Annotated in this window: 19 protein-coding genes; 12 read left to right on the forward strand and 7 right to left on the reverse strand. The window is 46.8% G+C overall.

From position 1 onward, the window contains the following. The first annotated feature begins 119 nt into the window (after positions 1 to 119). From ABD846_RS03110 to ABD846_RS03145, 8 genes are all read left to right on the forward strand, one after another. Entirely contained in the window at positions 120 to 1,382 is a 1,263-nt protein-coding gene (locus ABD846_RS03110; protein WP_344822583.1) for a T9SS type A sorting domain-containing protein, read from the forward strand. Positions 1,383 to 1,451: 69 nt separating this feature from the next. Continuing rightward, positions 1,452 to 2,324: a heme/hemin ABC transporter substrate-binding protein gene (locus ABD846_RS03115; protein ID WP_344822585.1), complete on the forward strand. Its 873-nt coding sequence runs from the start codon at positions 1,452 to 1,454 to the stop codon at positions 2,322 to 2,324. Next, a complete protein-coding gene (locus tag ABD846_RS03120) occupies positions 2,308 to 3,348 on the forward strand; it encodes a FecCD family ABC transporter permease (RefSeq protein WP_344822586.1) in 1,041 nt (346 codons plus the stop codon). Before ABD846_RS03115 ends, ABD846_RS03120 begins: the two co-directional genes overlap by 17 nt. Continuing rightward, the gene (locus ABD846_RS03125) at positions 3,348 to 4,202 is read left to right on the forward strand and encodes a heme ABC transporter ATP-binding protein (protein ID WP_344822587.1); all 855 of its coding nucleotides are present in this window, start codon (positions 3,348 to 3,350) and stop codon (positions 4,200 to 4,202) included. The genes ABD846_RS03120 and ABD846_RS03125 overlap by 1 nt, the downstream gene beginning before the upstream one ends. Further along, entirely contained in the window at positions 4,184 to 5,206 is a 1,023-nt protein-coding gene (locus ABD846_RS03130) for a hemin-degrading factor (RefSeq protein WP_344822589.1), read from the forward strand. The genes ABD846_RS03125 and ABD846_RS03130 overlap by 19 nt, the downstream gene beginning before the upstream one ends. A gap of 28 nt (positions 5,207 to 5,234) precedes the next feature. Continuing rightward, positions 5,235 to 7,346: a TonB-dependent receptor plug domain-containing protein gene (locus tag ABD846_RS03135; RefSeq protein ID WP_344822591.1), complete on the forward strand. Its 2,112-nt coding sequence runs from the start codon at positions 5,235 to 5,237 to the stop codon at positions 7,344 to 7,346. After that, the gene (locus ABD846_RS03140) at positions 7,309 to 8,313 is read left to right on the forward strand and encodes an HmuY family protein (protein ID WP_344822592.1); all 1,005 of its coding nucleotides are present in this window, start codon (positions 7,309 to 7,311) and stop codon (positions 8,311 to 8,313) included. Before ABD846_RS03135 ends, ABD846_RS03140 begins: the two co-directional genes overlap by 38 nt. A 123-nt stretch (positions 8,314 to 8,436) precedes the next feature. Beyond that, on the forward strand, positions 8,437 to 8,793 hold the full coding sequence (locus tag ABD846_RS03145) for a T9SS type A sorting domain-containing protein (RefSeq protein ID WP_344822594.1): 357 nt from the start codon (positions 8,437 to 8,439) through the stop codon (positions 8,791 to 8,793). An 11-nt stretch (positions 8,794 to 8,804) separates the two neighbouring features. On the opposite strand, the gene ABD846_RS03150 is transcribed toward ABD846_RS03145, so the two are convergent. After that, positions 8,805 to 9,209, reverse strand: a complete 405-nt coding sequence (locus ABD846_RS03150) for a group III truncated hemoglobin (RefSeq protein WP_344822595.1) — start codon at positions 9,207 to 9,209, stop codon at positions 8,805 to 8,807. An 11-nt stretch (positions 9,210 to 9,220) separates the two neighbouring features. Next, positions 9,221 to 9,652, reverse strand: a complete 432-nt coding sequence (locus tag ABD846_RS03155; RefSeq protein WP_344822597.1) for an RrF2 family transcriptional regulator — start codon at positions 9,650 to 9,652, stop codon at positions 9,221 to 9,223. A gap of 148 nt (positions 9,653 to 9,800) precedes the next feature. On the opposite strand from ABD846_RS03155, the gene ABD846_RS03160 reads away from it, so the two are divergent. Genes ABD846_RS03160 through ABD846_RS03175 form a run of 4 tightly spaced genes read left to right on the forward strand, consistent with a single transcriptional unit; the run spans position 9,801 to position 15,748 of the window. Then, entirely contained in the window at positions 9,801 to 11,096 is a 1,296-nt protein-coding gene (locus ABD846_RS03160) for a TolC family protein (protein WP_344822599.1), read from the forward strand. A 10-nt stretch (positions 11,097 to 11,106) separates the two neighbouring features. After that, complete coding sequence (locus ABD846_RS03165) at positions 11,107 to 12,189, forward strand: efflux RND transporter periplasmic adaptor subunit (RefSeq protein ID WP_344822600.1); 1,083 nt, start codon at positions 11,107 to 11,109, stop codon at positions 12,187 to 12,189. A 29-nt stretch (positions 12,190 to 12,218) separates the two neighbouring features. Further along, positions 12,219 to 15,449 carry an efflux RND transporter permease subunit gene (locus ABD846_RS03170; RefSeq protein ID WP_344822602.1) on the forward strand — a complete coding sequence of 1,077 codons (3,231 nt, stop codon included), beginning with the start codon at positions 12,219 to 12,221 and terminating at the stop codon, positions 15,447 to 15,449. Then, positions 15,437 to 15,748: a hypothetical protein gene (locus ABD846_RS03175; protein ID WP_344822604.1), complete on the forward strand. Its 312-nt coding sequence runs from the start codon at positions 15,437 to 15,439 to the stop codon at positions 15,746 to 15,748. Before ABD846_RS03170 ends, ABD846_RS03175 begins: the two co-directional genes overlap by 13 nt. Before the next feature lie 177 nt (positions 15,749 to 15,925). Here ABD846_RS03175 and ABD846_RS03180 read toward each other — a convergent pair whose 3' ends face one another. The 5 genes from ABD846_RS03180 to ABD846_RS03200 all read right to left on the reverse strand — a co-directional run bounded on the left by ABD846_RS03180 (position 15,926) and on the right by ABD846_RS03200 (position 21,866). Next, a complete protein-coding gene (locus ABD846_RS03180) occupies positions 15,926 to 16,834 on the reverse strand; it encodes a DUF6624 domain-containing protein (RefSeq protein WP_344822605.1) in 909 nt (302 codons plus the stop codon). Positions 16,835 to 16,936: 102 nt separating this feature from the next. After that, positions 16,937 to 18,172, reverse strand: coding sequence for an OmpA family protein (locus tag ABD846_RS03185; protein WP_344822607.1), 1,236 nt, complete (start codon positions 18,170 to 18,172; stop codon positions 16,937 to 16,939). A 490-nt stretch (positions 18,173 to 18,662) separates the two neighbouring features. Then, entirely contained in the window at positions 18,663 to 19,073 is a 411-nt protein-coding gene (locus ABD846_RS03190) for a DUF4348 domain-containing protein (protein WP_344822609.1), read from the reverse strand. A gap of 1,147 nt (positions 19,074 to 20,220) precedes the next feature. Then, entirely contained in the window at positions 20,221 to 20,790 is a 570-nt protein-coding gene (locus tag ABD846_RS03195) for a hypothetical protein (RefSeq protein WP_344822610.1), read from the reverse strand. Positions 20,791 to 21,158: 368 nt separating this feature from the next. Further along, on the reverse strand, positions 21,159 to 21,866 hold the full coding sequence (locus ABD846_RS03200) for a hypothetical protein (RefSeq protein WP_344822612.1): 708 nt from the start codon (positions 21,864 to 21,866) through the stop codon (positions 21,159 to 21,161). Positions 21,867 to 21,868: the final 2 nt, after the last annotated feature.

Here is a 21,868-nt window from a genome sequence, read left to right on the forward strand (position 1 = left end):
TAACGTTACTGGTGCGCCACTTCTGACCGGGAGGGGCCGGGGAGCAAGAAAGGTTCCGACTGTTGTCAGAGTGGCCACCATCTAACTGAAAGATATTTAAAACCACAATGCAACAGTTTATGAAACCTTCAATACTTGTTTCCGCCCTTCTGGCCACTTTTTCCGCTCAGGCACAGACCAGTGTTTCCGATACCGTGATCCTTGGCTCCGGCTACGCAAACCAGGTGTGGTACCGCCTTCCTGCTGATGAAGCAGGCACGCAACCCAAAAACAACTGGGATCTCGCCTTTCGCATCAGCGGATCTATGAGTTCCGACATCATGGTGAATAACAGCGGTTCCGGCGCACTCTGGGTATACCCGAAATCCGGCACCAGCGGATGGAGCAGTGTAGATACGACTGGTCTGAGTACATGGAGCGGTCTGTACAATAATGAAACAAGCTGGCTGGGTGCGATGGGCCGCTATACAGATGCTTCCAATCCATACGATCTGGGTTGGGGTATTTATGATATGGGAACGCATAATGTAGTAGGTGATTCTATCTACATTATAAAAACGCAGGCTGGAAACTTTAAAAAGCTGATCATCGAAAAGCTTGCCAGCAGCACCTATACGTTTACCTATGCAAACCTCAATGGCTCCGATGAAACAACATCCATTATCGCAAAATCGTCCTACACAGGTAAAAAGTACGGGTACTTTTCTCTCGATACAAAAACGGCCCTGGATCGCGAACCTTTGAATACCGACTGGGATCTGGTTTTCGGACAATATGCAACAGGTGATTATTCATCGATGGGCATTGCAGGATATACCGTTACGGGAGTGCTCGCAAATGATACACTCAAAATCGCCAAAGCAGTTGTGGACCCCGCAACACGCAGCAGTTATACCGCATTTTCTTCGCTTACCTTTTCGGGAAATATCAATGGTCTGGGCTACAACTGGAAATCAACCTCCGGAGTGGTTAAAGATTCGAATGTTTATTTTATCAGAAGAAATAACGGTGATATCTGGAAGTTGTATTTCACAGGATGGATCAGCGGTGTGTCCGGAAACGGCAGTATCATCTTCACAAAAGAGCGGCTGAGCGGCACTTCCATCAGCGAACAGGTAAAATCAAATACCGCGCTCGCACTTTCACCGAACCCTTCTCAAAGTGGTCAGATGGTGCAGGTAGTTTATCATTTTGAAACGGGCGTCGACAACGCCCAACTGTTGATCAGCGACATCACCGGTCGTATCGTTCATCAGACTCCATTGGAAAAAACGGCAGGGCTGCATGTGTATGGCTGCAATGCTCCGCTTTCAGCAGGAACGTATTTCGTTCAGATACACACAGGATCAGAAAAATCCGTTCAGAAACTCGTAATTCAATAATTCCTATAAACGATGAACCGTGCACGGTCTGCATTGCAGTTCGTGCACGGTAATTTAAACGCAGTGAAAATGAGACGTATCAAATTCTCTATTTATGTGCTGTCTGCAATCGCTGTTGCGGCTTGCGGCGGTTCGGGGCAGAGAGCTGTAAACAGCACGACAAAAAATTTCGATTCGGCAAAAATCGTGTCCGCCAACGGAAGCATCACCGAAACCCTTTGTGCACTCGGATTTCAGAAAAATATTGTGGGTACAGATGTCACGAGCACTTACCCGGAAGCGATCTCCGGACTCCCGAAAATCGGCCACAACCGTAATATATCTGCAGAAGCTATTATTGCGCTGCACCCCGACCTCCTGATAGGCTTACAACAAAGTCTGAATCCTGATCTGCAGCAGCAACTTGCGGCGGCCAACATCAGGGTGATTTCCTTACCGCTTGTGTATTCCGTGGCCGGAACAAAAACGCTGGTGCAAAGCATTGCCGACAGTCTGAATGTTTCGCCGAAAGCGCAACAGGTGAAAGATGGCATTGACAAAGATCTTGCAACGCGTGTAGTACTTAAGTCACATCCCAAAGTGCTGTTTATCTATGCGCGCGGAGCCGGAACATTAATGGTAGCCGGAAGAAACACTCCTGCATCTGCGATTATTGAGCTTGCCGGCGCAACGAATGCTGCCAATAGCTTCGAAGACTTCAAGCCGCTTACTCCCGAAGCTTTATTGGAAAGCAATCCTGATGTGATCCTGATGTTCGACAGCGGACTGGAGAGCCTCGGTGGTATCGAAGGATTGCTGAAAATTCCCGGTATTGCCCAAACGAATGCCGGTAAACGCAGGAAGGTAATTGAAATGGATGGCCAATTACTCACGGGATTCGGGCCTCGTTTAGGTCTGGCTGTTGCTACGCTATCCAAAGAACTGAATGACGCACAAAAATAACAAACGCCTTATAGCAGTTGCCCTGCTGTTATTGCTGCTCCTCATTGCATGCGGTATGGGAATTGGTGCGGTGCGCATACCGCCGCGTGCACTCTTCTCCATTCTCGCCAAGTATGCAGGTGCCGGCGTTGCCTCCGCACATAGCGATGTTCAGGAGTCGGTACTGCTCGCTATACGTATGCCCAGGGTATTACTGGGTGTATTGGTGGGTGCCTCTCTGGCAAGTGCCGGAGCCGCAATGCAGGGTCTGTTCCGCAATCCGCTGGCCGATCCGGGATTGATCGGTGTTTCTTCCGGCGCTTCTTTAGCGGCGGTTGTTGCAATCATGTCCGGTGCCCATTTTGCAAATGTGGCCGGTATGTCTGCATTGTCGCTCATCACTTTTACCGGTGCACTGATCACCGCGGTCATCGTATATCGCATATCACGTGTAAAAGGTAAGACGGTCGTATCCACCCTGTTGCTTGCAGGAGTAGCCATCAATGCGCTCACCGGCGCCGGAACAGGCATGTTCACCTACGCAGCAAACGACGCACAGCTGAGAAGCATCACATTCTGGATGCTGGGAAGCCTCGGTGGTGCCACCTGGACTCAGGTCGCGGGCATCCTGCCTTTTACGCTGATCCCTGTATTCGCTTTTCCGCTGATGGCAAAGCAATTGAACGCGCTTTCCCTGGACGAAGCGAACGCCGCACATCTGGGAGTGCCGGTGGAGCGGGTAAAGCGTCAGATCATTCTTCTGAGTGCCTGCTGTGTCGGCGCGTCTGTTTCCGTAAGCGGTGTGATCAGTTTCGTCGGACTGGTAGTGCCGCACATCATCCGCATGAGCGCCGGTCCCGATCACAGAACGCTCCTGATTCTTTCTCCGATTATCGGATCTGCCCTGCTGGTATTCGCAGACCTTTTTGCGAGAACCGCATTCAGTCCCGCGGAACTGCCGATAGGTGTGGTTACCGCGCTCATAGGCGCTCCTGTATTACTGTATATCGTCACTAAAGAAATTAAAAGCCGTATTCCTTTCTGATGATCACCGTCAAAGATCTTTCTTACCGTGTCTCTGCCGCACTCAACCTGAAGCGGCTCAGCTTTGATATCCGGCCGGGCGGGATCACTGCAATACTGGGTCCCAACGGCGCAGGCAAGTCAACGCTTATCAAACTCATCACGGGTGTGTTGCAGGCTGACGATGGCAATATCTTTCTGAATCACTTGCCTTTGACTTACTGGCGTAATACCGATGGATTAGCCCAAATCGCCGCGGTGCTCCATCAGCAGCATACACTACAGCTGCCTTTTACGGTAAAGGAAATCGTGATGATGGGAAGATACCCGCATTTCAAAACCAGGGAAACGGAAAAAGATCACCGGATCGTGGAGGAAGTAATGCAGCAATTAGGTGTACATCATCTGTCTGCGCGCAACGTCCTTACGTTATCCGGCGGCGAACAACAGAGAGTTCATCTGGCACGCGTGCTCGCTCAGGTATCCGGGCCATCTTCGGGTGAACCGAAGTTTCTCTTTATGGATGAACCGAGCAACAACCTGGATATAGTACACCAGCATACATTGCTGCATATAGCGGGAAGCTTCGCCAGGAAAGGTAATTGTGTACTCGTTGTATTGCACGATCTGAATCTTGCGCTGCAATATGCAGATAACATTCTGTTGCTGCAATCGGGCAGCATCAAAGCCTCCGGGCATCCTGAAACGATACTCAGTGATGATCTGCTGAGCGAAGTATACGGGTTCCCGCTTTCCATTATCAGGACGCCGCACTGCAGGCACCCCATAATACTGGCAGGCTTAAACACGGAACATCAGAAACAACTTTCATGTAATCATTTTAAAAATCAGGAACAATGTCCCATACTATCGTAACCGACCTGAAAAGCCGGTATGAACAACTTAAGGCGGAACAGCCTTCTGTCAGAATCCGCAACGCAGCTGAAATGCTGCATGTAAGCGAAGCTGACCTCGTAGCATTAAACGCAGGATCCACAACAACCGTACTGCGCCCGGAATTTCAGGAAATACTCAAAGAACTGCTTCCGCTTGGTGAGCTGATGGCCCTTACACGCAACGATAGCGTCGTGCATGAACGCAAAGGTGTGTACGATAATGTTTCGTTCCAGGGACCGGTAGGACTCGCTGTTAATCCGGACATAGATCTCCGCATATTCCTGATGCATTGGAAATTTGCATTTGCCGTTACTGAAGGAGAACGCCACAGCATCCAGTTCTTTGATAAGAGCGGAACAGCGGTGCATAAGATATACCTTACCACCGAGAGCGATGCAGCTGCCTATCATGCGCTGGTTGACAGATATGCTGCAGCCGAACAAAGTAGCGAACTGATCACTGAAGCGTATCCTGATGCTCCGGCGGAACTTCCGGATGCGGATATTGACATTGCTGCATTTCAGGAAAGCTGGAAAGCGCTGAAAGATACCCATGAGTTCTTTGCACTTACACGCACCCACAAGCTTACCCGTACACAAGCTCTGCGACTCGCTCCTGAAGGATATGTGCGCAGTACAGATAATGGTGCAGCACGCAAATTGCTGCAGCTGGCAGCCGAACAGCAGGTTCCGATCATGGTGTTTGTGGGAAACCGCGGATGCATCCAGATACATTCCGGTACCGTAAGCAAGCTCTTGGAAACCGGGCCCTGGTTTAATGTACTGGACCCGATGTTTAACCTGCATCTGAACGAACAGTCAATTGCCGGAACATATGTGGTACAAAAGCCAAGTACTGATGGCATGATCACCTCCCTGGAAGTGTTTGACGAAAACGGGGAAATGGTCGTTCAGTTTTTTGGCGCGCGCAAGCCAGGTATTCCGGAACTGGAAAGCTGGCGTTCTATTGCAGCTGCGCTGTAATGAGTGTTTACCGTAGATACTAAAAGCAATGAAAAGGAAATACCTGCCGGTAGCAGTATCCGCCATGCTTGCAGCAAATATGCAGCAAAGCTATGCGCAGCACATTCAGGGGGAAGTAAGTACGGACAGCATCCGTACTTACCACCATTTGAACAGCGTGGTGGTGACAGGCCAGTATAAACCTGTGCAGGCGGAAAATGCTGTGCAGCGCATTCGTGTGATCGACCAGCAGAAAATTGCCGCAATGGGTGCGCAGAACCTGCGGGATGTGCTCACGAATGAAATGAATGTTACAATAGCCCAGGATAACGTGCTCGGAAGCAGTGTGCAGATGCAGGGTATATCCGGACAAAATGTAAAAATACTCGTGGATGGCGTTCCGGTGATCGGAAGGCAGAACGGCAATATCGACATCTCGCAGTTGAACGTATACAACGTGGAAAGGATCGAGATCATCGAAGGCCCTATGTCTGTGAACTACGGAACCGATGCATTAGCGGGTACAATAAACATCATTACGAAAAGCAGTCTTTCCCGCGGAATCGAAGCGGGAGTGAACACCTACACGGAAAGCATCGGAAAGTATAACATCAATGGCAGAGTGGGTGTAAACCGGGGCAGGCACAGCTTTGTTCTATCCGGCGCACGTAACTTCTTCGACGGATGGGACCCGAAGGAAGGATGGGACTATGCCGACTTCAAAGCGAAAATGCCCGACAGCAACCGTGCCCGTCAATGGGATCCGAAAGAAGAATACAATTTGAATTTTAATTATTGCTACCGGCTGAAACGCATTCAGCTCAGGTATAAAGGCGACTATTTTCAGGACCTGATTACCAACAGGGGAAATCCGGAAGGCTTTTACGGCTACACCGCCTTTGATGATTATTACCGTACCTGCCGGCTCAACAATGCGATACTCGTAAATGGCACGGCGGGCAAAGGATACAATATTTCCTTCCTTGCTGCTTACAACAGCTATCAACGAAAAATGAACCGGTACAGCCGCGATCTTACCACCGGCTCGGATCAGCCGGGAAGTCCGTCTGACCAGGACACTTCGGATTACGCATTATTCAATTCCCGGGCGACCCTCGGGAAATCTGCTTCCGGGAAAAAACTCGCTTATGAAGCTGGCTACGATATTAATGTGGAAAAAGGTACAGGTAAAAGGATTGCCGGTGGTGTAAAAAACATAGGTGATTACGCGGCATATGGCAGCGCCGAGTATCGCCCCACCGACTCGCTGATCCTCCACGGAGGATTGCGTTATGCCTGTAATACCGCATTCCGCGCTCCGCTTATCCCTTCTCTGAATATTAAGTACACACCGCATAAAGGCCTGGACATCCGCGCAGCTTACAGCCGTGGGTTCAGAGCACCAGGTGTCAAGGAATTATTTTTTGAATTCAATGACAGCAACCACGATATCATAGGTAACGACAAACTCAAGCCTGAACAATCCAACAACCTGAATGCTTCCGTTTCTTTCAGGAAGGAAATACGGCAGGTACAGCTCAGTGTTGAAGTCGCGAGCTTTTACAACAGCATATCAGACATGATCAGTCTTGCACTGACAGACAGCGCACGCAATCAGTACAGCTATATCAATATCGATCACTACAAGGCAAAAGGCGTACAGACAAACGTTTCGCTCGGCTATAAACATCTCGTGGCGACTTTCGGAGCTTCATATATTGGCAGATTCAACCAACTTTCCGGCGGTGAGGAAACTAGTATACCGAAGTTCAGCTATACGCCCGAAGCGCGTCTGAATCTGAGTTACCAGGTGCCTGTCTGGCATTTCACAGCTTCTCTGTTCGGCAAATACACCAGTAAAAATCCCGGTTATGCACTTGACACGGCCGGCAATGCTGTGATGACCACTATTGCTGCTTACACTATTGCGGATCTATCCCTTACGAAGACATGGGCGCAGGACAAGATCAGCATCAGCTTCGGCTGCAAAAACCTCTTTAATACCGGTAACGTAAACCGGCTCAATGCAAATGTATCCTCCGGAACCGCACACAGCAGTTCCGGGCCGCTGTCCATTGCAACGGGCCGGTCATTATTCGTAGGATTGGGGTACACGTTTACACATGCTAACACTAAAAATCATGACCAGCAGCAATATTAGCCGCGTTGCGTTACTGGCGCTGTTGTGGAGCAACGCAGCGTGCCTGTCGAAAGAGCAGCTTGTTCCCGTGAAGCCGCAGGGAGCGGAACAGATCGCATCTGTAGAGCTCGGTGAAGACTATAAATGGCAGGTATACTACAGCCTTGAAAACAACAAGGAAATAGCCCGCAACCTGATCACGGATTGGGACCTGGCTTTTGAATGCGGAACGGCAGGATATCGCATCACACTGAACAGTGCAAAATTCCGCATGGGTGTATACCCGGTTTATGGCAAAGACTTTTCCGCCGTATCCGCCAAAGATTCCAGTGGCATAAAATTGCGTACCGATCTGTACACCGGCTTACTCGACAGTACGGCTATCGGAGACTGGAGGAGCGATAAACCTGTATTCATTGTAAACCGCGGTGTCGATGCCGACGGTAAAAATACCGGTACGTGCAAGATACAGGTGTTGGAAAGCGATGCGGCATCCTACACCGTTCGTGTATCCGGACTGGATAACAGTAATGATACCCTGCTCACTGTGGAGAAAAACGATCGTTATACTTTTACCCAGGTGTCTCTCGGCAACGGCGCCGCTGTATTGCATGCCGAGCCGCCTGCAAAGGATTGGGATATCGTGTTTACAAAATACACGCATTTTTATACCGATCTGAATATGCCTTATGCCGTAGTCGGCTGTCTGCTCAACCGGTACAGCACCTTCGCTGCAGTTGATACCATGCACACAGATTTTTCGTCCATCACCCTGCAATCGGCGGAAAACGTCAGCTTCTCATCGCTTATCAACACGATAGGGTTCGAATGGAAATCGTACGATATAAACGCTGGTTTATACACCGTCGATTCAAAGAAATACTACCTCATTAAGGTTCAGTCAGGCGCTTATTATAAAATGCGCTTCACGGGATTTTATAAGAATGGATTAAAGGGTGCACCCGAATGGCAGTTTCAGCGACTCTAGACATAATTTATACCAAAAGGGGCAGGTCTTACATATTTATGCAATTTTTATTTTCCTTAAGAGTCTCAGATGTCCTCTGATCGGAAGCCGTGCTACCTTTGAATTGAACAAAATTTCATGGCTATGAAAAAGATAATATTGTTTGCTGCAAGCCTGTATCTATCGACTTTCGCAAAAGCCCAGGATCAAAACCTGATTCAATACAGCAATTCTTCCAGCGGTGGATTTATAGACGCTGTGGATATTATAAGCGGATCGCTCCCTTATCCGAATCCTACAACCGGTGCACTTCACCTTGATCTGCAAAAGCCATCAGAAGTATTCATTTATAATGCCAACGGATTGCTCGTAATGCATCAGAAATTACAACAAGGTAAATACACCCTTGATCTGAGCGCCCAGCCTACCGGACTGTATTTTATGAACCTGATTGCGCTGGACAATAGCGGTGTTGAGAACCACCGTATCAATAAATTCTGATGCAACAGCTTTCAGAATAATGGCTTTGCGTTGCTGTTCCTGTAGTATTCAATTTTAGAGAAGAAAAGGGCAGCCATTTTATTGCCGCGTTCTTTCGCGTCCAGCGCAAGAGGGCCGGTGAAAAAACGGTCAACAGTCTCATGCCACAATTGAAGCCATCTTTCGAAGTGTTCTGCCCGTACGGGCAGTTCTGCATGCGGCGGGAAAGGTCTGCCGTTATAGGTATGTTCTTCGAGTAACACTGTTTGCCAGAAGCGGTACATTTTTTCCAGGTGTTGTGGCCACCTGTCTCCAATCACCCCGTTGAATATGCCACCCAGTAAAACATCTGTCCGGATCTTTTCATAGAACGTGTTTACCAGTAATTGGATGTCTTCTATGGAATGTATGTCATTTTTCGGTGCGTCCGTCAGCATAAATAATCGGTTTAGCGTTTCAGAAAAGCAATTTTGTTTGTAAGATTATCGCTGAAAGCACCCAGCCTGGAATGCTCCAGCATCGTGCGGATCTCGGAGCGTATCTTTTTAAATTCGTGATGCAGGGGACAGGGGCGTTTCTCCGAACACTGACGCAGCCCCAATGCGCACCCTTCAAAAAGATGTTCTCCGTCAATAGCGCGTACCACATCCGCCATGCTGCATTCGCTCATCTCCTGAGTAAGATAAAAACCGCCTTTCGGTCCTTTGGCCGAACCCATCAATCCTTTCTTTACAAGGTCCTGCAGGATTTTTGCAGTAAAAGATTCGGGGGCATCCACAGCCACGGAAATTTCCGCAATGCCGCAACGTTTACCCTTTGCCGACTGGCAACTCACATATATCACTGCCCGGATGGCATGTTCGCATGTTCTGGAAAACATTAAGCTGCTTTGATTTTTACAAAGGTAAACAAATCTGCCTTAATAAAAGACAAAATACTCCTTTATTAAAATCCGATGTCCAATGTAACTATAGTTACAATAAAAGCCTGAGCGCGGAAATAGCTTTGCCGGCGAAAATGATGATACAATGATTTTACGGCAATTCACCCTGAGCATACTGATACTTTCCGCAGGTATCAGATCCGGCGCACAGACACTCCATCGTTCGGAAGCACTGGCGACGGCACTTCAGAACAACAGCGACCTGGCCATTGCCAGAAATACCACATTACAGGCTGCAGCGCAATACCACCAGACAGATGCGGCGTTTCTCCCGCAGCTCGGAGTTACCTACACTGCGTACACAAGCAACAACCCGCTCAATGCATTTGCGTTTAAGCTGCAGCAGCAAAACATCACACAGAATGATTTTAATCCTGCCCTGCTGAACAGTCCGGACAGAACCTCGAATTTTACTACGCAGGCCACGATACAGCAGCCCATTCTGAACCTCGATGCATTTTACCAGCGAAAAGCGGCCAGAACAGCAATCGAAATAGCAGAGTTGCAGCAGGAACGCCTTCGGGATTATATCAGGTTCCGCACGGCGGGAGCTTACCTGCAGCTGCAACTTGCCTATGAGGTGGTGAAGGTGCTCCAGCAGGCCTTCCGGACATCAGACTCTGTGTATGCGTTCACAAAAGCCAGGTATCAACAGGGATTCCTGCAAAAATCAGATCTGCTGAACGCGGAAGTGCACCTCAGGAGTGTACAAAGTCAGTTGGCCAATGCGCAAAGCGCAATACAGGACCAAAGCGATAATCTGAGTTTACTGATGCGCACGGCACCGGGCAAAGTGTACGAAGTAGACACGCTGACTCCGGAAAGCATCGTTACGGAAGAAAACATCCCGGAAAGCCGCCCGGATTTCAGGGCCATGCACCAGGCAATAAAAGCACAGGAACTAATCGTGAAAAGTACCGGCCTGGGATTAGTACCCCGGCTGAACGGATTCGGGAACATGCAACTCAATGACCGGACAGCAACCGGATTTTCAAACGGCTCATACCTTTTAGGATTGCAGCTAAGCTGGAATTTCTTCCAGGGCAACGCTGTGCACAGCCAGGTAAATAAGCAACAGTTGCAAAAGGCCCTTATAGAGTTGCAACTGCAACAGATGAAAGAGGAATCTGAAAAAGAGCTTCAGACGACAAAACGCAGGATTGCAGATGCCGCTTTCCAGATAGCACAAACAAAAACTGCCGTGGAGCAGGCTACAGAGGCACTGCAGATTATACACAACAGGTACAAACAGGGCCTTGCCGGAAGTACAGATGTACTGATGGCGCAAACACAGCTCTTCCAGCAGCAACTCAGTTACCGGCAGGCGATCATGATGCTCAATATGAGTATTGCCTACTGCACTTTCCTAACAGCAAACTAAAAAATAAGTAATGAAAAAATATACACAAGCAACGCTATACTCCCTGGCTGCATTGAGCATGCTGTCCGCCTGCGGCAACTCCGGAGAAAAAGAAGAAACATCCCAAACCACGCCTGTAGAAGTGACTGTATCTACCGCCGGTACGGGTTCTGTAAACGGGCAAACGGAAGCTTCCGGACAGGTGGAGGCCGTTCGCTCCGCGATGATCAGCACCCGTATGATGGGCTACATTCAGAAAATATATGTCGATATAGGAGACAAGGTGAAACAGGGACAGGTACTGTTCAGCATTAACGCCGCAGACATCCGGGCCAAGAGCGGCCAGGCCAATGCATCCGTTGCACAGGCGGAAGCGGCCCTGGCAAACGCAAAAAAAGACTATGAAAGATTTACCGTTCTGTACCAGCAGAACAGCGCCACGGCGAAAGAAATGGACAACATAACATTTCAGTACAAAGCCGCCCAGGCTCAGCTGGAAGCTGCCCGCCAGATGCATAACGAAGTGAAGGCAAATATGAGCTACGCTGTGGTAACAGCACCCTTTGATGCAGTGATCACCCAGAAGATGATGGATGCAGGATCTATGGCAACACCGGGCATGCCGGTGCTTATGATGGAACAGCCCGGCGCACTGCAGATTACTGCTTCGGTAACCGAGGCTTCGGTAACAAGTATACACGAGGGAGATCAGGTATCCGTGAACATTTCCGCTCTTGGAAAACAAATCAGCGGTAAAGTGGCCCGTATCAGCCAGTCCGCCAGCGCCACCGGCGGCCGGTATATTGTGAAGGTGGCCATTCCCGAAGATAAAGACATACGGTCCGGAATGTATGCCACAGTTGCATTCAGCAACCGTAATCTCACCGGTGTGCAGGAGCACATCCTGATCCCCCAGAGTTCCCTGGTACATCAGCACGAGCTTACAGGTCTCTATACAATCGACAACAAAAAAACAGCCGTATTGAGATGGGTGCGTACCGGTAAAGTTTCCGGAGCACAGATCGAAATCCTGAGTGGTCTGCAGGCTGGGGAACAATACATCAGCGAAGCACACGGAAGGCTGTATAACGGAGTATCGGTAAAAGCGCTTTGATTATTATCTATCGCCAAAAAATTTAAACTATGGAAAACGGATTTGCCGGGAAAGTCGCGCAGGCTTTTATCCGGTCTAAGCTTACAATATTATTGATGGTCGCGGGGTTGCTGCTCGGTGTGTACAGCGTGCTCATGATACCCCGTGAAGAAGAACCGCAGATCAAGGTGCCGATGATCGATGTATTTGTGGGATACCCCGGCGCCAAACCGGCGGAAGTTGAATCAAAACTGGTAGTCCCCCTGGAGAAGATCATCACCAACATAAAAGGTGTGGAACATGTGTACAGTACCGCTATGAACGGTCAGGCGATGCTTATCGTACAGTTTATTGTGGGGGAAGACGTGGAAGTTTCGCAGGTGAAATTATACAGCGAGCTCCTGAAAAATATGGACAGGATGCCTGCAGGTACAAGCATGCCGCTTATCAAATCGCGCGGTATCGATGACGTACCTGTGTATTCGATGTCTTTGTGGAGCGATCACTATGATGATCTGCAGCTGAAACAGACAGGCAATTACCTCGCAGATGCGCTTAAGAAAATACCGGGTGTGGCGGACGTCAGAATTATCGGCGGACGCAGCAAGGAGCTGAAAGTAACGCTGGACAAAGAAAGAATGAACGGCCTGCATGTGGACCTCCTTTCGCTGGTGCAAAACATACAGGCGCAGAATGTACAAATGCCGGGAGCCGTCTTACGAACGTCAGACAGTGCCTTATCCGTAACAACGGGCAATTTTCTGAATACCGCTGAAGATGTAAGCAATCTGATCGTAGGGGTGAATGGACAGCAACCAGTGTATTTGCATCAGATAGCAAAGGTAGAGGAAACAGCATCGAGCCCTTCGCAATACGTAAACTTCGGATACGGAAAAGCTTCAGGTACCGCAGCCCGGAATTTTCCCGGCAACTTCCCCGCCGTCACACTTGCCGTGGCCAAGAAGAGCGGTACGGATGCCATGGCGCTTACCCGGGAAATAGATGCCCGTATGGAGACGCTGAAACAAACGATTGTTCCGGCGGATATGCAGCTGACCATTACGCGGAACACAGGGGACTCTGCTTCCGAAAAAGTATCGGAACTCCTGATGCACCTGGCTATCGCTATCATTGCCGTTACCTTGTTCGTGATGATGGCTATGGGCTGGCGCGGCGGACTTGTCGTGTTTCTTTCCGTGCCGGTAACCTTTGCGCTTACGCTGGTAGCATATTATTTCCTCCACTACACCCTGAACCGGATTACTTTGTTTGCACTTGTATTTATCGTCGGTATTGTGGTTGATGACTCGATCATCATTGCAGAAAATATGCACCGGCACTTCAAGATGAAAAAGCTGCCCTTTTTGCAGGCAGCCATTTACGCTATCAACGAAGTAGGGAACCCAACCATCCTTGCCACATTTACCGTAATGGCGGCAGTGCTGCCGATGGCATTTGTAAGCGGAATGATGGGGCCTTATATGAGTCCGATGCCGGTAGGCGCGGCGGTGGCCATGTTGCTTTCGCTGGTAGTGGCGCTTACGCTCACACCTTATCTCGGTTACGTATTTCTTCGTGAGAAAGAAAAAGGAAAACAAGGCAACGCGCATGCAGCTCCTGCACTTGAATCGTCCCGCATTTATAAACTGTACTACAGGCTGATCCATCCGATGCTGACACAGCGCAGGAAGAGATGGACCTTCATGCTGGGAACCACCTTCATCCTGTTGCTGTCGTTCATTCTGTTCTATACAAAATCGGTACGTGTGAAAATGTTGCCGTTTGATAACAAGAATGAATTTCAGATAGTGATCGATCTGCCGGAAGGGTCCACACTGGAAAGAACGCAGGCTGCCGTTATGGAAATGGCCGCCTACCTGTCGGGCCAGTCTATGGTGGTCAATTATCAGACGTATGCAGGTACTGCGTCCCCCATCACGTTCAGCGGACTCGTGAGACATTATGATCTCCGCACCGGCGACAATGTAGCGGATATACAGGTGAACATCCTGGACAAAAAAGAGCGCAGCATGCAAAGCCATGAAATCACTTCCCGTATGCGCGCATCACTCAATGCCATCGCCAGGAAGTATCATGCTAAAATCAAGCTGGTGGAATTATCACCCGGCCCTCCGGTAATGTCGACGCTGGTGGCAGAGGTTTATGGCCCGGAATATAAAGAGCAGCTGCATATAGCATCTGAGGTGCAGCGAATACTGAACCGTAACAAAGATGTGGTGGACATGGACTGGAATATCGAAGACGCACAGACGGAATACACTTTTGTGGTAGATAAAGAAAAAGCGATGCGCTTCGGTGTGGCGCCCGCCCAGATACCCGCGACGATCTATGGTATGCTATCCGGTATGAGCGCAGGTGTGTTACATCAGCCTGAGGCACACGATGCACCGGCGATCATGCTGCAATTAGCCGATGCGGATAAAGACCGCCTTGCCGCCCTGGACAATATACCGGTTAAAAACCAGCGCAGCGAAATGGTGCAGCTCGGCACACTGGGCCACTGGGAAAAACAGGTACGGGAGGCAAGCATTTCGCATAAAGATCAGAAGCGGGTGGTGTATGTGCTTGCCGATATGGCCGGAGAACTGGAAAGCCCGGTATATGCCATTACAGCGGCTTCACAACAATTGAAAGAAATAAAACTGCCCACGGGCTACCGGTTAAACGAAGAGTACACGCAGGCGCCCAAAACAGAAGACGACTATACCGTTAAATGGGATGGCGAGTGGCAGATTACCTATGAAGTTTTCCGCGACCTGGGTATGGCATTTGCCGCAGTGCTGCTCATCATCTACATGCTGATTGTGGGCTGGTTCCAGGACTTCAGGGTACCGCTGGTAATGCTTGCTGCGATCCCGCTTTCACTGATCGGCATTATTGGCGGCCATTGGGTGATGCATGCCTACTTTACCGCCACCTCGATGATCGGGTTTATAGCACTTGCGGGTGTAATGGTACGCAACTCCATATTACTGATCGACTTCATCGATATCCGCCTGAAGGAAGGGGCATCTCTGCAGCATGCAATCGTAGAAGCCGGAGCAGTGAGAACCACTCCTATCTTACTTACTGCGGGCGCAGTGGTACTGGGTGCGGTGATCATCCTCTTCGATCCCGTATTCCAGGGATTAGCCATCTCGCTTATCGGGGGCACCCTTACCTCAACATTTCTTACGCTGATTGTGGTGCCGCTACTCTACTTTAAAATGCTGCGTAAAAAATATTCAACCACTGAAAATAAAGAATCATGCAACTATTAATCGTTACTGCATTGCAGGAGTATTCAGAGCAAATCGACGATATTTTTGAGTCGTCCGGGATATTGGCGTATAGTAAGGCGGACATTACAGGTTTTAAAAACACCGGTAAACAAATCAGTTCTGCCGACAACTGGTTTGGGAAGGAAGGAAAGATCGCTGGCGACTCTCTATTGTCTTTCAGTTTTACAGACGAACAGACTGCGCAAAAAGTGCTGATTGCATTGCGCGAACTAAACAACTCGCCAAATAAGGATTTCCCCATACGGGCATTTATTGTTCCGGTGGAGGACGCCATTTAAGAAACAAAGGGTGCCGGCAGGAACGGCACCCTTTGTTATCCTGACATATACAGAAACCTACGGTTGCATCACCGCAAACCTGTTTCGTAAATGAGCAATGCTGCGGTTTACCACGAAGCCGCAGGAAACGACTCATCATTCCCGCTTATCGCCGGCAGGGATTATTGCAGACATCTTTTACTTCTTTTCCGGCCATTGAATATCCCAGTGGGCAAGGTAGTCGGCAAGGGGTATCATTCCGGCTTCCTTTCGCCAGGCGTCCACCTTTTTATCATCTTCGAGCGGAAACAATTCGTATTGCTGTGTTTTGGAATTGTAGTTTACCTGGCTGCCGTACCGCTGAGGTTTATTTTCACTTACCTGTATCCGGTCGTACATAAGTGCATAGGATTGCCACTCTGCTTCTCTCTCTTCGCAAAGCTTTTTTATGGTGGGCAAATACTTTTTCTGTGTCTTGAGATCGGAATGCTGCACCACCAGGAACGCAGCGTTGGCGGCAGTGCTTCCCACCATTGTTTTCATCGGCCATCCTTTTTTGCGCACCAGCTGTTCCAGTTGCTGCAGGTTTTCGCTGTTGATCTGCCGCTTCATGTTCCAGAGTTGATTTGCTGAGGTATCAGACGGATCTTTTTTACGCTCTATGAGGCCGATCTCTCTGTAATAACGCTGATCACGCGCGTTTAATTCCCATAGTTTGCGCGCATATACTTCATCGGCAATAGGGTGATCATACTTCGTTTGTATTGTATTGACAAGCTTATCCTCATAAACCTGCCATTCCTTTTTACTCCGGAGATTTGCGAGATCTGCGTCCGCCAGAGGGGCTTCTGTAGGGTTTATTTTCATTAACCGGTACAGATACTGAAAAGCGCTGTCTGACTGTCCGGATATAGCCATAACGCAAGCGAGATTATACAGGCATGTTTGATTCAGTGTATCTGACTGATATTCTTCTTTATAAGCCATCTTTGCTTCTTCAACCAGCCCTTCCATCATCAGGCTGTCTGCGGTTTTCAGCACCTGCGCAGTGGATTGCACAGTAAAAAACAAGGAAGACAGCATTAGTACATGTTTTACTTTTTTCATATCAACTATGGGGGTTTATTTATTCCCGACGGTTTAACGTCGCGTTTGAAAGAAAAACGAATTCGTGCCCTGACAGTGTGATTACAACAGAAGAGGTGAACATCAGTCTATTGATACCACTTTTATTTCCACACGGCGATTGGCCTGTTGTTCAAATTCATTTGCCGGCTTGGGGAACAACATATACTGGTCTCCATATCCGATTGTCTTCATGCGTTCTTCGCCGATGCCTTTACGAAGGAGAAAATTATATACGGTCTTTGCCCTGCTTTCAGACAGATCCTGGAAATGGACAGTACCACCCGGGCCCATACCGCCATTTACATGTCCTTCTATCTGGATCACCATATCCTTGTTCTTCTTCATCAGATGATACAATGCATTCAAAGACGGTAGCGAACGGGGGATCAGCCGGGCTTCATCGCCATAGAAATTGAGGTTGCCCACCTGGTATTTTGCGCCTTTCTTTAAAGCTGGCAAAATTGTTCTGATATTGGCAAAACCGCTGTCCCCGTTCTTCAGATCGCGGGTATTGATCGTCTGCACGGCGAAAAAGGAATTGTCTGCGTCAAACACCAGGTTATAGCTGACGTTTTCTTCTATTTTGGCAAACATCCTGTAAAAGCCCTGCGCGTTACTGGTAGTGCTCAGTTGTTCCCTTCCTTTGTTATCAAAGAGGGTCACGGATCCGGCTTTCGGTTTACCCTCTTCATCCACAATCTTACCCTCGATATTTACCCCACGAACCATTTTGATATCGATCCGGTGACCGCCTCCGTCCGGGTAAACGTTATCCAGCACCAGCAGGTATCGTTCACCGCTTTTTACATCAATGGATCTCGAAAACTGAGCTCCCGGTCCTTCCGCTGTAAAGTCGTGGGAAACATTACCGGAAAGCCCGGTGACGCCTTTGCTGCTGGTATCATTTCTACTCAGGTTTCCACGCAGAGGCTTGCATTTTCCGGCGGCGATTTCGCGGCAGGTGGCGGAATCTCTGTAGGGAAAGACCAGAAAATCGTAATCATCCTGTAACTGAGCCGGAATGATATCCAGGACCATTTCGCCTCCCTGTGAGATATCCAGCAGGTACCAGGCGCTGTTGTGCTCTTCACTGAATACCTTACTGCCTTTAAAGGCGGATGCGCGTATTTCCTGTATCGCACCAGATCCTCTTGGTGTATCCGTGATGCCGTAAGATGCCTTTCCTTTCACTGCAATTGTAACAGCTTCTGCACAATCGCATTTTACCGGGGGCCGTAAAGTATCGGATTGACCGTAAGCGGAAAGTACGCCGGACAAGTGTATCGTCAACAGCAGCAACCGTAATAGATTCTTCATGTTGGTGTTTTTAGGTGTAATCGGATTTGCAGCTGTCCGGAGCGACAGCCAGATTAAAATTAAATAATATAATTAATTTATCGTTGCGCTTAGCCGCTGCCTGGTAGTGTACGCTGTATAGCTGTACTTCCGGTGTAAACCTTTGTTGCAATGCATCATACCAAAAATGCTTTATAAGAGGCGCGCCCGCTTTATCCGCTATGCGGAACATTTTATATAAGGCAGTATGGTTGCTTCGGATTTGGTTATGGTTGGGAGCGGGCCGGGCTATCACTGCAAGTCCTCCGGCTGCATACTTTGCCGTGCGGGCTTTCCGTTCTATCCCTCGCGCGGTGCACGCAGGTGGTGCTTTTGTCTCCGGTCGGCTTTCCGGTTTCCTTATTGCCGACACCAAAATAAGGTCTGGTACTTTTAGCTTTTCTCCATCGCCCTATCGATTTGAGCACATTCATCTAGTCTGAAACACTATCCCACTAGGTACTTTCATCAACTATTTCACAAGCATCCATTTCCCATCTATTAGTTCAAAAATATAGTTCACCGATATACCAGTCTCTTTACCTTGAATGTTTAATGTGTCAACTTTCTCAGACTTGTAGACCTTCAATACAAAACCAGTAGATTTAAGATTCGAAAAAGTCCATTCATTTCGAGTTATTCGTTCTGTATCTGTCTGTCCATTGTCAATATCATAGAGACTTGAAGTAATAGGAAATAGAATTCTGCTCGTTTGAAAAATTGAATCCGAACTAAATCTATTTAAGAAACTATCAAAGTCTTCCAACTCTTTAGTACCGATAAAATCTGTTTCCTTGAAAAATTTCTGTTCCAAGTTTTGAGCTTTATCTGCACAACTAGTATTACCCACTAATACCACTAATATAATGATTAACCTTTTCATTATGTATTATTTTGACAACCATTTACCAATATCATTTCCACCTGACCCTTCAATAGTGTTCCGTTGAATCCAATCACCTATTTTCTGGGTCTACTCCTTGGCGGCCTTGGTTTAGATGTAATTGTCTTCCATTCTCCGAACCATTTGCACTTCGCCGAATGCGCCAATGACTTGCACTTCTTTAACTTTCTATCGTGCAGTAGTATACCCGTTTATTTGCCTGGCGAAGTTTCATGACTTCGTTGCAGTGGGATTCAGTCTTATGACCGTTCTACCTCGCAAATATTATACCAATTTAAACGGATTGCCTTCAAACGCAGAAATAAACCTTCACGCATGCTGCGAGTACCGCAGCACTTTTGCTGTTGCAAATCGTCGCCTGTTCAGTCGCCTGAGATGTGTTCGCTCCTTAAGATTTTTGCGTTCGATATCATTGATACAATGTGGCCACCTGAGATTGTACCTATTTAGGATAAATAGGGTCATAAGCCCAGAGATACTTCTTGGTATTGCGACAATATTATTTCAAATAACATTTCGCAATTCGATTCTCGAAGTTATCAATAAATACATTAAACGATGAATCAGTCACGCTATGGAATCTAAAATCAGTCATTATTGAACGTCGGATCTCAGACTCACTTAGGTCCTCGTTCCTCATAAAATAAATATTGCAGAAATAGTCGGTTAATAATGTAACATATACAGGATCATTTTTAGCTTCTGCAGCCCGAAGCAAAATCTGAAGCTCACTTTTATTTGAGTCCAAAATAGTTTCAAGATAACCTTCTACATTTTCCGCGGTTTCACTGTTCCTATTATTTTTCATGAAAGTTAAAAGGCATTCATAGCTGTGCTGATCTTTACATGAGTTGCTAATAAACGACCGTAGTTCGAAACTATCGCAATTCATTCTATTTATAGCTGTTACTATTCGATTGTCAATGTTGGGCCTTCTCGACTGGTCAACTACTTTTTGGCAAGACCAGGGGAAAATGAGAAAAGGTAATATTGCGGCGAGATATTTTCTGTAATTTTTCATTTACTTATTTACTATAATTAAAGTCCTATAAAATCATCTCTATGCTCTTTTATATTTATATTACACCGCTTGGAAACAATTATTCCTGATGTATATGCTGAGTTATTAGTTTAAAATATCGCCGTTACTCTCGGCAATAGACATATTCTTTAAATCCACTTTGATCAATAAACCTTCGCCGAGATCTGTATAAGGGATAGAGTAACTGAGGTGTAGATATAATAAGCCCATTTGAGAATTTATTTTTGCAATAGACACCTCTATGGGTACCCCTAATTCCGTTAAATTTCGACTGTCGACAGATACATATTTCGCCAATGAATGGCGATCTAAAACAATGGATTTATTGAGTGTATCTTTTTGAAATATGCTTATTAATGTGCCAAATACTAACTGCTTTTTACAGCCAAACAGAAGAGTATCGGGTATCGTAAAAGAATCTGTTTTATCTACACTCAGCTTTATTTGAAAAACTTTGGTGTTAAACTTAATAGTACTATCAAATTTGAGAGAACCTGAATAATCATTTAGGAAAACACCGCAATTTTCATATATGGCTCCTGCCAAAGTTGCATTTTCAGCAGAGGTATCTGCTTCATAAGTTATGTAACCAATTTGTATTTTAGCATTATTAGTATTCACCCAGCTCAGAGAAATAAGCAGAAAGAAACCCACAATACAGACTTTGGGATAACAGTTTATAATCATTTTTTTATTTTATTAATTAATCCAGGGTCACGCCCAGTAAGGATAAAATAGATATGCGCACCTAGAACAGATTTTTCGCCCACTTTGGTGCACTGTAATATGCAGATTGAATAGTTTGATCTAATCCTAATTCTGGCGCTTTTAGGATTTTAATACATGGTGCATCAGGCTTAGTATCCCATTTGTAGAATCCACATTGATGTCCAGTGTCATACTACCGCTTTTCCGTACAAGCCAAGCGCCCGGTTACCTTAACCAATCTGATGAAAGTCAAATTTATGAATACAAATAAAGGATATACGCCCCACGTTTGAACACTACCGTCTTCCTTCTACCTAATACTTTTTTGTTCCTTCAAATTTTAGCTCACTTAAATAATAACAATTTAAACTCCCATTTTTTGAATAAATTTCTTCAACTATTATTTTTAATGTATCCACACTATTCGTTAAACAAACTATCGGTTTAGGGAGAAGTACAGATTGCATTTTGTATGTATCATACAGTATTATTTTACCTAAAAAAATAGAATTACGATATAACAGAACACTCTTTAAGGCCCCACCCTTCTTCCAATCTTTTGCACTTTTCCTATTGCCATTAAAAAAATCAATCTGATTTATTACAACACTAGTGTCTACATTATTATTATATTTCACGTGTAATCCCGGAAAATCTATAATGGCTAATAATGTGTCATTATAACCTGCAGATAGATTACCAGAAAACGCTGTCGATAAATTATAATCGTTTAATACATTCGAAACATTTTTGTAGAATCCATTAGTCAATTTGTAAACATTAAATTCGTCAGCGTCAAATAAGTTATCATCCCCGATCCCATATTCTTTATCCGTTTTACTATCTATTTTATCTTGTTCTGCTACATTAATTCTAAACAGACCTTCGGAATTAATTGTTGAATCTGTTTGATACGCATCTTGCTTAACAGAAACTTTTACGTTAGAAACTATATTCGGATCATCCTGAAGCGAGCCACAGCCTGCTAAAATTAAAATGGATATAAATTTTATTTTATTCATAA

The sequence above is a fragment of the Rurimicrobium arvi genome, assembly GCF_039540495.1.
GTDB lineage: Bacteria > Bacteroidota > Bacteroidia > Chitinophagales > Chitinophagaceae > Rurimicrobium > Rurimicrobium arvi.